The following is a 12,706-nucleotide window of genomic DNA, read 5'->3' as shown; positions in this document are numbered from 1 at the left end:
TTAGTTCAAATACCTATTTTTATTTCTATATTGTTTTCCTTTTTCAAAATGAAGTATTTATCGACAGAAAATTAGAAAAAAAGACGTATTTGAATGAATTAGAAGGCTTCTCTTGAGAAAGTAGAGAAAAGGGCATAAAATAGTAAAGGATAATTAAATACCTGTCCAACTATTAGAGAATGTTTAAAAGTTCAACAAAAATGACATATCGAATTTCTGCGTTGGCTTGCTTTTCCACTACTCGCGTATCTAAAAGCATACGCTCCGTTGAGGTCTGCGATTACTCGACCTATTAAAAGCGTTGCTCAATGCTGCGCCGTCTTGAACTTCTTGGTCCTTTTTATCGGACTTTTGAACACGCACTATTATGGAGGTTTATCGTCATGATTGAAGTAAAAGAAAAACAGTTTACAGTTGAATTAGAAGCTGCCATACAGTCTATTCACACAGATCAAAAAGATAAACTGTTTAGCTATACAGAAAAAATAAATCAAGTTAACTTATATAGATTTTTAGAAAAAGCTGGGGTATTGAAGCTCCCACGGACATTTTGGTCCAGTGCAGATGAGGTTTTTCAGCTGGCAGGAGCAGGGCATGCTTTTGAATTAACTGCGGAGGTATCTAAATATCGCTATGATCAAGTAGAGCAGAAATGGAATGCCTTGTTAGATGATGCTGTTATCTATAATCCTTACCATACATCGGGAACTGGGGTTGTGGCATTAGGAGGATTTTCTTTTGACCCGTTAAAGCCTCAGACAAAACTATGGGGAAAATTTCCTGAAAGTCATTTTTCCATTCCAAGTTATATTTTAACGTACACGGATGGAAATTATTACCTTACTATAAATCGTTTCATCCGCGCCGGGGAGTCTTATTCATCTGTATTGGAGGAATTACAAAATAATCGTCAGGCATTGATGGATAATACGGATTCCCCCCATAATGCATCAGTATTACGTGTTCAAAGTAAACAGGAAATTGCACCTGACTTGTGGAAGGAAACAATTAAAAAAGCTACGGATGTTATGAAAAAAACTGCAGTTGATAAAATTGTTCTTGCGAGAGAAGTGCGGTTACATTTCAATCAGTCAGCAAACATTCCAGACATTCTCCAGCGTCTTGTATGTACGCAGCCCAATTCATATGTGTTTGGTTATGAAATGGGCGAGGATTGTTTTCTTGGAGCAACACCAGAGCGTCTTGTAAAGGTAAAGGACGATGAAGTGTTATCAACCTGTTTGGCTGGAACGGCGCCAAGAGGTGAGACAATAGAAGAGGATGAGCAAATAGCAAACAATCTCTTTCAAGACCCGAAAAACCGCGAAGAGCATGATTATGTTGTGCAAATGATTCGCAGTACGATGGAAGCATATTGTACGGATATAGTGGTTCCTGATGAGCCTGTTGTCCATCAATACAAAACGCTGCAGCATTTATATACTCCTGTGCGGGCAAAGTTAAAAGAGGATCATCGTATTTTTTCTATTATAAGCGGATTGCATCCAACGCCCGCACTTGGAGGAACACCTAGACAAGATGCGTTAGCATTTATCCGTGATAATGAATTATTGGACCGGGGCTGGTATGGAGCCCCTATTGGCTGGATGGACAGTAATAATCATGGGGAATTTGCTGTAGCCCTACGTTCTGCACTTGTTCAACAGAATGAAGCCTCACTGTTTGCTGGATGCGGAATTGTAGAAGATTCTGTTCCTGAGAGTGAATATGAAGAAACTAAGATTAAATTAATGCCGATGTTATCTGTTTTAGGAGTGGATTAGAGAAATGAATTATACGGAAAGTTTAACACGTTATACTGCAAACTTTGTTGATGAGCTGGTGAAGAATGGAATGACAGATGTTATTATTTCCCCCGGCTCCAGGTCTACTCCTTTAGCACTTATATTTTCTGAACATCCATTTATTAAAGAATGGATTGTAATCGATGAACGGTCAGCAGCCTTTTTTGCACTGGGCTTAGCGAAAAAATCAAATCGTCCAGTAGCTTTAGTGTGTACATCAGGAACAGCTGCTGCGAATTATTATCCCGCTGTTGTAGAGGCTTTTTACAGCAGGGTTCCATTGCTGGTATTGACAGCAGACCGTCCGCACGAATTACGCCAGGTTGGTGCTCCTCAAGCAATTGAGCAAATTAAAATGTATGGAGACTACGTGAAATGGTTTCATGAAATGGCGATACCAGAAGGATCAACACAAATGCTCAGGTACTCCCGCCAAAAAGCAGCGCAGGCCTTTGCCTATACAGAGCAGGGAAATAAGGGCCCTGTGCAGGTGAATTTTCCATTTCGGGAACCACTTACACCTGATCTTTCGCTTCCGGATATTTGGGGGACGAAAAGAAATGAAAATACTTCCGGAATAAGTAGAATGGAAGGCGTGAAATATTTATCTGCTGAAAATGTAAGGGAGCTTACAGAAATTTTTGGTTCTTCTCAAAGGGGTCTTCTTGTGTGTGGTCCACAGCTGGATACAGATTTTGCAGAAAATGTGTGCCAGTTAGCACATCATTGGAATATTCCTGTCCTGGCTGATCCGTTATCACAAGTGAGGACAGGCGCACATAATAAAACTCAGGTGATAGAAGGGTATGATGCTTTCTTACGTGATTCGGATATTCGTGAGCGGCTGAAACCAGATTATATTATCCGCTTTGGAGCGATGCCCGTATCGAAAGCATATTTATTCTTTATAAAAGAGCATGGACATATTCCACAATTTATTGTGGAGGAGAATGAAGGTTTCCGTGATCCATCAGGTAATGATACAGTTTATATTTATGCTGATCCGAAGCATGTATGTAATCAGCTGATAGAAATTTCATCAGATAAGCAGAATAATGATGAGTGGCTGAGTGAGTGGCTGAAATACAATCAAATTGCCAAACAGCATTTATTATCAGGCGAAGAAGCACAGGTTACAGAAGGAGAAGCAGTTCGGGGAATAGCAGATGTCATTCCGAATCATACAGCTCTGTACGTAGGGAACAGCATGTCTATCCGTGATGTGGAAAGCTTTTTTATGACAACCTCGAAAAATGTTTCGATTCTGTGCAATCGTGGTGCAAATGGTATTGATGGAGTGACTTCAAGTGCTGTGGGAGCAGCCGCCTCCGGAGAGCGTGTTACATTGCTTATTGGCGACTTATCCTTTTTCCATGATATGAATGGACTGCTGGCAGCAAAGCAATATCAGCTTCCAATCACAATTGTACTCGTGAATAATAATGGTGGTGGAATTTTTTCTTTCCTTCCACAAGCAAATGATAAGAAGCATTTTGAAGCGCTTTTTGGTACACCTGTTGATTTACCTTTTGAAAAGGCTGGGGAGTTATATGGAGCTGATTACACGGTTGCTTCCACAGAAAGTGAATTAAAAATGCAGCTGAAGCAAAGTTATGAGAATAATGGTTTATCCATCATTGAAGTAAGAACAAACCGTGTTGAAAATGCTGCCTGGCATAGGGAGAAATGGGACCGGATTATGAAAGAAATAAAAGAGGGATGGCAATGAGTTCAGACGGCTTACAATACGAAATTATTGGTAAGGGAGATCCTGTACTGTTATTGCATGGATTTACAGGAACGCGTGAGACTTGGAGAGAGGTCTGCTCCTATTTAACAAATTACCAATGTATTTTAGTTGATTTGCCTGGTCATGGGAAAACAAACACAAAAATTTCTTCTATGAAGGATTGCTGTTCCTTACTCATAGATCTGTTAGATAAATTAGGAATATATAAAACACATATCATTGGCTACTCTATGGGAGGAAGAACAGCGTTAAGCTTTGCAATGTATTATTCGGATTATGTTTCTTCCCTTATTTTAGAGAGCTCCTCTCCAGGATTAAAGGAAGAGGCAGCACGTTTTGTCCGAAGAGAAAAGGATGAAAAGCTTGCGCAACGTATTTTAGATTATGGAGTAAAGGATTTTGTAAATATGTGGCAGGAGCTTCCTTTGTTCGCAACGCAAAAACGGCTGCCGGAAGCTGCACAAACACAAATCAGAAACGAACGTCTTTCTCAAGATAAAGAGGGCTTAGCAATGTCCCTTCATACTATGGGAACCGGAGCTCAGCCCTCATGGTGGGGGGAGTTGCCAAAGCTTTCGAAACCAACTTTATTAATTGCCGGTGAAGAAGATGAAAAGTTTGTTGAGATAAATAAAATGATGCAAAAGGAAATTCAACATGCAGAATTTAGCATTTATCCAGAAGCCGGACATGCTGTTCATGTGGAAAAATCACGAAACTTTGGTAAAATGGTAAATGTGTTCTTAGGTGAAAATTATATTATTACATAAGCCTTGAGCTTGAAAGGAGTCATTAACATGTCAGTTGAATGGCAAAAAGTAAAGAACTATGAAGAAATTATTTATGAAAAATATAACGGAGTTGCAAAGGTAACGATTAATCGTCCTGAAAAACGTAATGCATTTACTCCTAATACTGTAAAAGAAATGATTGATGCTTTTACGGAAGCAAGAGATGATTCTTCTATTGGTGTGATTGTTTTAGCCGGAGAAGGAGATAAAGCATTCTGTTCTGGTGGAGACCAGTCAGTGCGTGGACATGGAGGCTATGTCGGCGGCGATGAAGTTCCACGTTTGAATGTACTTGACCTGCAGCGTTTAATCCGTACAATTCCAAAGCCAGTTATTGCTATGGTATCCGGGTATGCAATTGGCGGTGGCCATGTGCTTCATGTTGTCTGTGATTTAACCATTGCAGCTGACAATGCAATCTTTGGACAAACTGGACCAAAAGTAGGAAGCTTTGATGCTGGTTATGGCGCAGGTTACTTAGCTCGATTAGTAGGACATAAACGTGCGCGTGAAATTTGGTACCTATGCCGTCAATATAATGCAGAAGAAGCATATGAGATGGGCTTGGTAAATACAGTTGTACCTTTAGAAAAGCTGGAAGAAGAAACATTACAATGGTGTGAGGAAATTTTAGAAAAATCACCAATGGCATTACGCTTCTTGAAAGCATCCTTTAATGCAGATACAGACGGCTTGGCAGGTTTACAACAGCTGGGCGGAGATGCAACGCTTCTTTACTACACTACGGATGAAGCGAAAGAGGGAAGAGATGCTTTTAAAGAAAAAAGAAAGCCGGACTTCAAGCAGTTCCCTAGATTCCCTTAAGCTTGTATTTAAGAAACCTTTGCAGATAACGCAAAGGTTTCTTTTCGCAAGAGGAAGGAATACACAGAAGACAATAATAACGATGGAGGAAGAAAAATGAGTACAGTTATTCCCCATTGGCTTGATAAACAAGCCGATTTATCTCCAAATGAAGTAGCGGTAGAACTTAGGGATGGAACAAAAGTGACCTTTAGCAGCCTTGCTGAAAATAGCAGGATAAAAGCAAGACAGCTTGCATCCGCTAATATCAAAAAAGGAGATCACGTTGCTATTCTCTCGGGAAATAGTATTGAAATGATGGAGATGATTCACGCATGCAGCTATTTAGGTGTAGTTGTGGTGTTATTAAATAAACGGTTAACAGCTTATGAGAGAAAGCAGCAGATGCTGGATGCTGAGGTTACTATTCTGATTACAGAAGCTGAGGAAGCTGATTTAAGAGAAATAAAGCAGCTGACATTTGAAGGGCTTGAGCAGCTGGAAGCTTCGAAGGAAGTGCAGTTGTTAGAAGAAATAGAACTGTCCAATGTATTTACAATGATGTATACATCAGGTACATCCGGGTTTCCAAAGGCTGTCCAGCATACATATGAAAATCATTGGTGGAGCGCAACAAGCTCTGGTCTGAATTTTGGAATACACAAAGATGATAAATGGCTGATCCCCCTGCCTCTTTTTCATGTGAGCGGTTTGTCTACAATGCTGAAGGGGATTATTTATGGCATGCCTATTTATTTACTGGAAAAATTCGTTGTTAAGGATGTTCATGATGCTATTATGAATAAGCAGGTCACTATGGCATCTGTGGTAACAGTGATGCTTCAGCACCTGATAAGACATCTTGGAGAAGCAAGCTATCCAGAATCTTTCCGCTGTATGCTGCTCGGAGGAGGCCCTGCTCCAGAATCTTTGCTTTTACAGACAAAAGAAAAACAGATTCCTGTATTTCAATCCTATGGGATGACGGAAACGGCTTCGCAAATTGTGACATTAAGCCCGGGAGATGCATTGCGTAAAATTGGTTCTGCTGGTAAACCATTATTTCCGGCACAATTAAAAATCCAGGGACAAGGCCTAAATGAGGCAGGAGAAATTCTTGTGAAGGGCCCAATGGTAACACATGGTTATTACAACAGGGAGGAAGCAAATAAAAAATCTTTTGATAATGGCTGGCTGGCAACAGGAGATGTGGGCTACCTCGATGAGGAAGGTTTTTTATATGTTGTGGACCGCCGCAGCGATTTAATTATTTCCGGCGGTGAGAATATTTACCCCTCAGAAATTGAGAATGTATTACTGCAGATAGATGGGATTCGTGAAGCAGGAGTAACCGGGAGAGAAGATATGGAGTGGGGAGAAGTTCCAATCGCGTTTATTGTAACTGACAGAGAAATAGAAATTAGAGATATAAACTTATTTTTAAGAAATAAATTAGCACGTTACAAGCAGCCCAGGGAGGTCTATTTTGTTGACCAGCTGCCGAGAAATGCAGCAAATAAACTGGTTCGCCAAGCATTAAAGAAATATCTCTAAATACATGACAATTTGGAGCATGTTCTTTGCTGTTTTATTACAATTTCATAACATAGGTTTTGTTCTTTTTGATGGAGGGAAGCGCTAAATATACTGTTTAGAAGGGAGCATAAATCTATGGAAAACTTTATGAATGATTATTTTACAGCAAATTTTTGGACGGGGCTCCAAAATGTAGTTATAGCGCTTATTGTCTTTCTTATCGTATGGTTAATTGCTAAACTGGTAAGCAATACGGTAGAAAAAGCGTTAAAGAAAAAGAACTGGGATGACAAACTATTTAACCGGTTCCGGTTAAAAGGGGAACCGGTGAAGTCGGAAAAGATTATTGCAAAAGTAGTTTATTACATACTGCTGATTGTTGCTTTAATCTTATTCTTAAATATCCTTAATCTGTCTATGATTGCCAATCCATTATCGGATTTGATTTCAACGTTCTTAAACTTTATCCCGGCAGTGATTAAGGCAGCGTTAATATTACTGCTGGCTTGGGTAATTGCAACAATTGTACAGTGGCTTATTGTCCAGGGAAGCAGAAAATTACGTATTCAGCGTTTATTTACAAAATTAGGAATTGCAGATTCTGAAGAAGGAATTCGAAAAACAACAGAAACAGTCGGTAAATTTGCATTCTATCTAATTTTACTCTTATTTATTCCTGGAGTATTGCAGGCTTTAAATATTCAGGGCGTAGCTGAACCTTTCAGCGGTTTATTGGCTTCTGTTTTAAACTTTATTCCTAAACTGGCTGCAGCAGTACTTATTTTTGCAGTAGGATGGTTTGTCGGAAAGATTGTCCGCAGTATTGTGACGAATTTATTAGAAGCAGCAGGTACAGAAAAATGGATAAAAAAATTAAAGCTGTCCAATTTATTTGAAGGAACATCTTTTGCAAAATTTGTCGGAAACATTGTCTTCATTCTAATTTTGATTCCAATCTCCATCTCTGCTTTAGAGCAATTAGAGCTGGCAGGAATCACAGAACCGGCAATTGGTATGCTGCACAACGTCGTACAGATGCTGCCGAATATTTTAATTGCAATTGGTTTAATATTGGTCGGAATCTGGTTAGGTAAGCTGATTGGAGAATTTGCCGGAGATTATCTTGCTAAATTAGGGTTTAATCGATTTGTTTCTACTATTAGCAATAACAGAGCAGGGGTTCAGACTAAATGGACACCATCTTATATTGCCGGATACGTTGTACAGATTTTAATTATTTTCTTCTTAACTGTGCAGGCTCTATATCTGATACAGCTGGATTTCTTAGTAGGAATAGCAACAGCAATTACCGCTTATCTGCCGAATGTACTGGCAGCAGTGCTTATTTTAGGAGTTGCCTTATTACTTGCTTCCATCGTGCAGAAACTACTGTTGCATCTGTTAAATGGTCCGGCATCGGCTGCACTTGCAGGTTTTGCGAAGTATAGTATTTTAATTCTTGCAGCCTTTATGGCGGTTTCACAGTTAGGTATTGCATCAACAATCGTTAACAGTGCCTTTATTTTACTTCTTGCTGCATTGGCATTAGCATTTGGTCTTGCGTTCGGTTTGGGAGGAAAAGATTTCGCCGCAAAATACTTGCAGAAATTTGACAGAACCATCGATAGTACTTCCATTAATCAGGAGCAGCAAAATCAAGATAATCCTGACAGTCGAGATTATCAATAATAGAAACGAAAAAAGCGTATGTACTCAAATGGGTATATGCGCTTTTTCCTTTAGTGGATTAATTGAAATCATTTATTTATGTATTTCTGAAGCGAATGCTAGAAGGTAAAACTTTTATTTCAACTTATATATTTCGTTTATTTTTATTTTTTGAGGAGAATATAAACGGGAGGTGATTAAAATGGATAAACAAAAATATTTTATCAGTATCGGACAAGGAGAAATTTCACGGATCCCGTATCAGGGAAATGACGACTTTGTTATTTATGCGACTACGGATGAGGTGTTAATGCTGCGCAGAAAATTTGAAGGGATGCATGAAGCAAGTTTTGATACCTATAAACGTTCGCATATTCCTTTTATTCCATATCATCTGGATACAGCCAACGATGTATATGATGAAACCATGTCGGACGTGTACCAAACGTTGTATGATCTAGGAGATGAACAGACAAAGAACCATATCCGAACTATGGGTATATTAGATGGAAAATAATTATTATAAAGGAGAATAAGCACCAAGTAAAACAGTGCTTTATGATAGGAATGTTTAGATGGTATAATAAAAAGGTACAGTATATTAGATAAAATTTTAAAAATGACTTTTAACTTTCAGAGGAACCGGATTTTTAAAAGTATATTAAAACATAGATATCCACAGGGAGTGCTAACTATGAGAAAACTCGCTTTAATTCTTTGTTTTACCGTAATGATAGCAATTATTTTCTCTATTACTGCGCCAAGAGAAGTTACTGTACAAGGTGAGAATCAAATTGATATACCTGCTGCAGAGGCAGAAGAAACACAACCTGATAAAGAAGAAATTATTCGTGTAATGAATGGATTATTAGATACCCTGAAGCAGGATGCAGATGATTCTTATAAATTGAAGGACTATGCGACAGAACAGGAACTGACGGAGGCCTTTGAAGCATATCTAACAACAGAATTAGCTGAGCAGTTTGTCGATTATTATTTTCGGGTAGAAGCAGATGGCGTTTATGTATTTCCGACAGAAACAATGCCATGGTTTCAAGAAGAAAATGAATATGATATGATTAATACATCTAATCATTCCGTACGACTGGTACAGGAAAATGAAAATGACATGGTAGGAAGTTACACTCTTGTAGTGGAGATGACACTTCAAAACGGCTGGAAAATCCAAGATATAAGCTATAAGTGATGACACCACCGTGGGAAAGTAGTGGAAGAAGTGAACGTTTTTAAAGATTATTACAATAATAAGGTACAATTATCTTTTTTAGATCATCCATTTTCAAAAAATCCAAAGCATGTATGGATCATCTGCCGATATAAAGATAAATGGCTGTTAACAGATCATAAGGAAAGAGGAATAGAGTTTCCTGGTGGAAAGGTAGAACCTGGGGAAACAGCCGGACAAGCAGCTATCCGGGAAGTAATGGAGGAAACAGGAGCGACAGTAAAAAAGCTCCACTACATTGGTCAGTATAAGGTGGACGGGCGATACGAAACAGTGATTAAGAACGTCTACTTTGCGGAAATAGATGAACTTACGCCGCAGCCCACCTATTATGAAACAAACGGGCCGGTATTACTTAGAGAGGTACCGGCGAATGTAAAAAGAAAATCAAATTATAGTTTTATTATGAAGGATGCAGTGTTAGAATCCTGCATGCTCCGGATTAAAAAAACATATGTGTAAAAAGCAGACAGCACTTAGCTGTCTGCTTTTTACTTTAGAAGATTATTTTCTTATCAGTAATTGCTCAATTTTCTCTACAGTTTTGTACATAATTGCAGCAAGGATAGCGATAATGACCAGGCTCGACATAACGAGTGTAAAATCAAACACCTGAAAACCGTAAATAATTAAATATCCTAAACCTTGTTTGGAAACTAGATATTCTCCGACAATAACCCCTACCCAGGAAAGCCCGACGTTTACTTTTAATGTGGAGATAATGGCGGGTAAGGAAGCGGGAAAGACAGCTTCTTTAAAGCATTGCCATTTTGTTGCATCAAAGCTCCTTAATACTTTTAAATAATTTTGATCAACCTCATTGAAAGCTGCAAACACGACAAGGGTTGTGACAATAACAGAAATAATAAACCCCATCGCAATAATTGATAAATAGCCAGGACCGAGAGCTACAATAAGTATTGGTCCAAGTGCAACCTTTGGCATAGCATTAAAGACAACCAGATAAGGATCCATGACTTTTGAAAAACGATGAAAACTCCAAAGCATGGAAGCTATGATGATTCCGGCAATAGTACCTATTAAAAAGCCGAGTATGGTTTCGAGCAGTGTAATCTGAATATGGCCTAGTAAAGAACCTTGTATAAGTCTGCTCCATATAGAGCTGAATACACGACTGGGAGAGCTGAATAAAAGCGGATCAATCCAATACAATCTGCTGGCTACTTCCCAAAAGGCGAAAAAAAGAATCAGAATGGAGAGCTGCCAGGTCAGTACAATTTTTGCTTCTTTTTTTAACTTTTGCTGATAAGCTGCAAATAACTTAGGACCGTTCATAAGCATTCTCCTCTATCGGTTTTACCGTATGCTTCTGCTGGTCTAGGTCAGCCCAGATTTTGTCAAACAGCCGTCCATATTTAGGATGTTTCCTTGCGAGAAAAGGAGATTCATCCCTTAATTCAACAGGTACATCGTATATTTTAGCAATAGCACCAGGGTTCGAGGACATTAAAATAATCCGGTCGCTCATAGAAATTGCTTCTCCAATATCATGTGTTACCAGTATAGCCGTTTTTTGATAAGCTTTAAGTAAATCGGATACCAATACTTCCAGTTTTAATTTTGTCTGAAAATCGAGTGCAGAAAAAGGTTCATCCAGCAATAGAATTTCCGGCTCCGTGATAAGCGTTCTTATTAAAGCAGCCCGCTGCCGCATCCCGCCGGACAATTCACTTGGATATTTATCAGCCACATTTTCGAGTCCAACTTCCTCCAGGAGAGCTATTGCTCTTTGTTTTAAGTCACTTGTCTGTCTTTTTCTAATCTGGGGTCCTAAGAGTACATTATCTATAATGGTTTTCCATGGAAATAAATAATCCTGCTGCAGCATATAGCCAATTTCTAAATCGCTAATCTCTATTTTTTCATTATTTATTAAAATCTCACCTTCAGCAGGCTGGAGCATTCCAGAAATCATCGAAAGCAATGTTGATTTTCCACAGCCGCTTGGGCCGAGTAAAGCAACAAATTCATTCTTCTTAACAGAGAAAGAAATATTGTGCAATGATTCTGTGTACTGCTTTTTGGAGAAGTAATAATGAGATACTCCATCTAATGTTAGATAAGACATCTTTACCCTCCTTTATTCTTCAATAATTTGCTCAGCATAATCAGTGTTAACAAGATCTTCATATGGAGCATCTCCAGGGAGTTCACCGGCCTCATCCATAATGCTTTTCAGATTTTCCCAGGCAGCTTCTTCAAGCAGTGGAGATGTAGCATAGGAGCCTTGCTGTTTATAACGCTCGATTGCATTTGCGAGCATTTCTACATCTGTATCCTCAAAATAAGGCTCTACTACCTTGGCAATTTCTAATGAGTCTGTCTCCTGCACCCATTGTTGAGCCTTATAAATTGCCCTGGTGAATGCTTTAACAGTTTCCTCCTCTTCATCTAAAAAGCTTTCCTTTGCCATGAAGACGGTATATGGGACCTGACCAGATTCTTCGCCGAAGGAAGCAATAATGTGTCCTTGACCATTTGCTTCAAAAATACTTGCTGTAGGTTCAAATAATTGAACGTATTCATAATCACCACTGGCAAAAGCACCTGGAATATTAGCGAAGTCAATATTTTGAACTAAATCTAAATCTTCATGGGGATTAATATCATGCTGCTTCAAGACATATTCTCCAACCATTTGCGGCATCCCGCCAACACGCTGTCCGAGAAAATTGCTGTCCCGTAAATCCTCCCAATTAAAGTCTTCATCTGCTTCTTTGGCTACTAAAAATGTGCCGTCCGTTTGGGTTAACTGGGCGAAGTTCACAGCATAGTCTCTGGAATCCTGAGCATAGACATAGATAGATGTTTCGGAACCAACAAGAGCAATATCAGCACTGTCAGACAAAAGTGCTGTCATCGTTGTATCTCCACCCCAAGTTGTTTGTAAATCCACCTCCAGCCTCTCTTCTTCAAAAAAGCCTTTTTCTAAAGCGACATATTGCGGTGCATAAAAAATAGAACGAGTTACTTCCGCAAGGTCTATTTTAGTCACTTTATTTTGATTACAAGCACTAATTAGAAGAAGAGAGCTTATTAATAAAATGAAACAGGAAAGTTTTCTCACTTTCATCTTCCTTTCTCA

General features: G+C 39.0%; 12 protein-coding genes. 9 read left to right on the top strand and 3 right to left on the bottom strand.

Going from position 1 to position 12,706, the window contains the following annotated elements; genetic code table 11:
- Nucleotides 1-383 precede the first annotated feature (383 nt).
- The 9 genes from MKY30_RS22865 to ytkD all read left to right on the top strand — a co-directional run bounded on the left by MKY30_RS22865 (nucleotide 384) and on the right by ytkD (nucleotide 10,062).
- Nucleotides 384-1,784: an isochorismate synthase gene (locus MKY30_RS22865; protein ID WP_341085473.1), complete on the top strand. Its 1,401-nt coding sequence runs from the start codon at nucleotides 384-386 to the stop codon at nucleotides 1,782-1,784.
- 4 nt (nucleotides 1,785-1,788) lie between these two features.
- Nucleotides 1,789-3,534 (top strand): 2-succinyl-5-enolpyruvyl-6-hydroxy-3-cyclohexene-1-carboxylic-acid synthase, encoded by a 1,746-nt coding sequence (gene menD, locus MKY30_RS22860; RefSeq protein ID WP_341085472.1) that lies wholly within the window; start codon nucleotides 1,789-1,791, stop codon nucleotides 3,532-3,534.
- Nucleotides 3,531-4,325 (top strand): 2-succinyl-6-hydroxy-2,4-cyclohexadiene-1-carboxylate synthase, encoded by a 795-nt coding sequence (menH, locus tag MKY30_RS22855; protein ID WP_341085470.1) that lies wholly within the window; start codon nucleotides 3,531-3,533, stop codon nucleotides 4,323-4,325. The genes menD and menH overlap by 4 nt, the downstream gene beginning before the upstream one ends.
- A gap of 27 nt (nucleotides 4,326-4,352) precedes the next feature.
- Nucleotides 4,353-5,171 carry a 1,4-dihydroxy-2-naphthoyl-CoA synthase gene (gene menB, locus MKY30_RS22850; protein WP_147211585.1) on the top strand — a complete coding sequence of 273 codons (819 nt, stop codon included), beginning with the start codon at nucleotides 4,353-4,355 and terminating at the stop codon, nucleotides 5,169-5,171.
- Nucleotides 5,172-5,267: 96 nt separating this feature from the next.
- Nucleotides 5,268-6,704, top strand: coding sequence for an o-succinylbenzoate--CoA ligase (locus MKY30_RS22845; RefSeq protein WP_147211584.1), 1,437 nt, complete (start codon nucleotides 5,268-5,270; stop codon nucleotides 6,702-6,704).
- Nucleotides 6,705-6,821: 117 nt separating this feature from the next.
- On the top strand, nucleotides 6,822-8,375 hold the full coding sequence (locus tag MKY30_RS22840) for a mechanosensitive ion channel (RefSeq protein ID WP_341085467.1): 1,554 nt from the start codon (nucleotides 6,822-6,824) through the stop codon (nucleotides 8,373-8,375).
- 181 nt (nucleotides 8,376-8,556) lie between these two features.
- Nucleotides 8,557-8,871 (top strand): hydrolase, encoded by a 315-nt coding sequence (locus MKY30_RS22835; RefSeq protein WP_147211582.1) that lies wholly within the window; start codon nucleotides 8,557-8,559, stop codon nucleotides 8,869-8,871.
- Between the two features lie 177 nt (nucleotides 8,872-9,048).
- Complete coding sequence (locus MKY30_RS22830; protein ID WP_147211581.1) at nucleotides 9,049-9,561, top strand: hypothetical protein; 513 nt, start codon at nucleotides 9,049-9,051, stop codon at nucleotides 9,559-9,561.
- A gap of 30 nt (nucleotides 9,562-9,591) precedes the next feature.
- The gene (gene ytkD / locus MKY30_RS22825; RefSeq protein WP_147211580.1) at nucleotides 9,592-10,062 is read left to right on the top strand and encodes an RNA deprotection pyrophosphohydrolase; all 471 of its coding nucleotides are present in this window, start codon (nucleotides 9,592-9,594) and stop codon (nucleotides 10,060-10,062) included.
- Between the two features lie 42 nt (nucleotides 10,063-10,104).
- Here the strand turns inward: ytkD and MKY30_RS22820 are convergent, their stop codons facing one another.
- Genes MKY30_RS22820 through MKY30_RS22810 form a run of 3 tightly spaced genes read right to left on the bottom strand, consistent with a single transcriptional unit; the run spans nucleotide 10,105 to nucleotide 12,694 of the window.
- A complete protein-coding gene (locus MKY30_RS22820; protein WP_147211579.1) occupies nucleotides 10,105-10,896 on the bottom strand; it encodes an ABC transporter permease in 792 nt (263 codons plus the stop codon).
- Nucleotides 10,883-11,689, bottom strand: coding sequence for an ATP-binding cassette domain-containing protein (locus MKY30_RS22815; protein ID WP_156988590.1), 807 nt, complete (start codon nucleotides 11,687-11,689; stop codon nucleotides 10,883-10,885). Before MKY30_RS22815 ends, MKY30_RS22820 begins: the two co-directional genes overlap by 14 nt.
- Before the next feature lie 12 nt (nucleotides 11,690-11,701).
- Nucleotides 11,702-12,694, bottom strand: coding sequence for an ABC transporter substrate-binding protein (locus MKY30_RS22810; protein WP_341085465.1), 993 nt, complete (start codon nucleotides 12,692-12,694; stop codon nucleotides 11,702-11,704).
- Between the last annotated feature and the right edge of the window lie 12 nt (nucleotides 12,695-12,706).

It is taken from the genome of Oceanobacillus sp. FSL W8-0428 (assembly GCF_038004405.1).
GTDB lineage: Bacteria > Bacillota > Bacilli > Bacillales > Amphibacillaceae > Oceanobacillus > Oceanobacillus sojae.
This window is presented reverse-complemented; position numbering and strand designations above follow the sequence as displayed.

What these genes read in the sequence shown, in the direction of transcription:
- MKY30_RS22865 (WP_341085473.1), top strand. Translation starts at nt 384, where the DNA reads ATGATTGAAGTAAAAGAAAAACAGTTTACAGTTGAATTAGAAGCTGCC.
- menD (WP_341085472.1), top strand. Translation starts at nt 1,789, where the DNA reads ATGAATTATACGGAAAGTTTAACACGTTATACTGCAAACTTTGTTGAT.
- menH (WP_341085470.1), top strand. Translation starts at nt 3,531, where the DNA reads ATGAGTTCAGACGGCTTACAATACGAAATTATTGGTAAGGGAGATCCT.
- menB (WP_147211585.1), top strand. Translation starts at nt 4,353, where the DNA reads ATGTCAGTTGAATGGCAAAAAGTAAAGAACTATGAAGAAATTATTTAT.
- MKY30_RS22845 (WP_147211584.1), top strand. Translation starts at nt 5,268, where the DNA reads ATGAGTACAGTTATTCCCCATTGGCTTGATAAACAAGCCGATTTATCT.
- MKY30_RS22840 (WP_341085467.1), top strand. Translation starts at nt 6,822, where the DNA reads ATGGAAAACTTTATGAATGATTATTTTACAGCAAATTTTTGGACGGGG.
- MKY30_RS22835 (WP_147211582.1), top strand. Translation starts at nt 8,557, where the DNA reads ATGGATAAACAAAAATATTTTATCAGTATCGGACAAGGAGAAATTTCA.
- MKY30_RS22830 (WP_147211581.1), top strand. Translation starts at nt 9,049, where the DNA reads ATGAGAAAACTCGCTTTAATTCTTTGTTTTACCGTAATGATAGCAATT.
- MKY30_RS22820 (WP_147211579.1), bottom strand. Translation starts at nt 10,896, where the DNA reads ATGAACGGTCCTAAGTTATTTGCAGCTTATCAGCAAAAGTTAAAAAAA.
- MKY30_RS22815 (WP_156988590.1), bottom strand. Translation starts at nt 11,689, where the DNA reads ATGTCTTATCTAACATTAGATGGAGTATCTCATTATTACTTCTCCAAA.
- MKY30_RS22810 (WP_341085465.1), bottom strand. Translation starts at nt 12,694, where the DNA reads ATGAAAGTGAGAAAACTTTCCTGTTTCATTTTATTAATAAGCTCTCTT.